The sequence below is a fragment of the Streptomyces sp. NPDC104581 genome (assembly GCF_055583685.1).
Window position 1 is genome coordinate 1 of the sequence record NZ_JBVJNN010000095.1, and the last position, 1,535, is coordinate 1,535.

The 1,535-nt window shown below is 70.3% G+C and carries 1 protein-coding gene; it reads right to left on the reverse strand.

Annotated elements, in window-relative coordinates; genetic code table 11:
* The coding region (locus ACZ61E_RS32550; protein ID WP_469704018.1) for a condensation domain-containing protein at positions 1 to 1,535 on the reverse strand (1,535 nt) is incomplete at both ends.

The window sequence follows — 1,535 nt, forward strand, 5'->3', positions numbered from 1 at the left end:
CACCCGACCAGCCACCACACCCGACACCGCCGCACCCACCGACAGCACACCAACCCGCTCCCGCTCCCCCACCGACCGCACATCCAACTCCGCCAGCGCGGAGTCCGGACGCTCCGCCAGTACGGAGATGACCGTCGCCAGACGCTCGGGAACGAAGCCCGCTGTGCTCGCCGCGTAGAGGTCGGTGTTGTAGGTCAGATAGCCGGTGATGGCGTCCTCGCCCTGCTCCAGATGGAGCGAGAACTCGAACTGGGAACCGGCCGGCGGTATGTCGAGCCGAGTCACGGTCAGACCGGGCAGATGCAGATTGCGCGACGGGGTTTCGTTGAGGGCGAGCATCGTCTGGAAGAGCGGGCTGCGCGCCTGGCCGTCGGAGGCGGGTGCCGCGTGGCGGACGATCTCTTCGAACGGTGTCTCCGCGTGCTGGTGCGCTTCCACCAGGGCTTGGTGTGTGGCGCTCAGCGTCTCCGCGAGGGTGGCTCGCGGGTCCAGGACCTGCCGCAACGGCAGTGTGTTGGTGAAGAACCCGAGGATTTCAGCGGTGTCGGGGTGCGTACGGCCGCTGGTCGGGATCCCGATGGTCACGTCTTGACTGCCCGACAAGGCGCCCAGGACGACGGTGACCGCGGTGGCGACGACAGCGAACGGGGTGGTCCCGGTGCTGCGGGCGAGCCGCCCGACCGTTTCGGCGCTCAACTCCACAGGAAGTGCTGCACCGTTGTGGGTACGGCGGGCCGGGCGCGGATGGTCGGTCGGGAGGTCCACGGCGTGCGCTCCCGCGAGCCGCTCGCGCCAGTGGACGATGCCGGCGTCGTCATCGGACACGGGTTCGGCGGCCAGTGCGTGGGCCACGTCGCCGTACTGGAGCGCGGCGGCCGGGGTGAGGGGGCCGCCCTCGACAAGCGCGGTGTAGGTGCGGGCGATTTCGTCGAGGAGGAGAGTCAGCGTCCACCCGTCGGCGATGGTGTGGTGCAGGGACAGCAGAAGCAGATGGGCGTCCGCGGTCCGGCGGACGATCTGGGCGCGGAACAGGGGGCCGTCAGCGAGGTCAACGGTTGAATGGCGCCAGTTCTCCAGCAGTTCGGACTCGTCGTCCGCCAGGGCCGCGTCCAGCGCGGTCGACGGCAGGGGTTCCCCTTGCCAGACCGGATGGACGATCTGGACGATCTCGCCGTTCTCCTCGCGCAGCGTGGTCCGCAGCACCTCGTGGCGTCGGACGACCTCCTGGATGGCCCGTGCCAGAACAGGGGCGTCGAGGTCGCCGGCCAGCCGGGCACCGCCGTTGAGGGTGTAGGCGAGATTGGCCTGCGGGTCGAGCGCGCACAGCAGCCACAGGCGCTTCTGGCCGGAGGTGGCGGGGAGAGTGAGGGTGCCGTCGGAGTTCGGGGTGCGCGGCGCGGCCGGGATGGGCTGGTGGCCGTCGCCCGAGCGAGGCAGGTGGGTGGCGAGTTCGCTGAGTGTGGGGTGTTCGAAGACCAGGTGCAGCGGGACATGTGTGCCGAGGGCCGCTCCGAGCCGGTGCGTGAGTCGGGTGG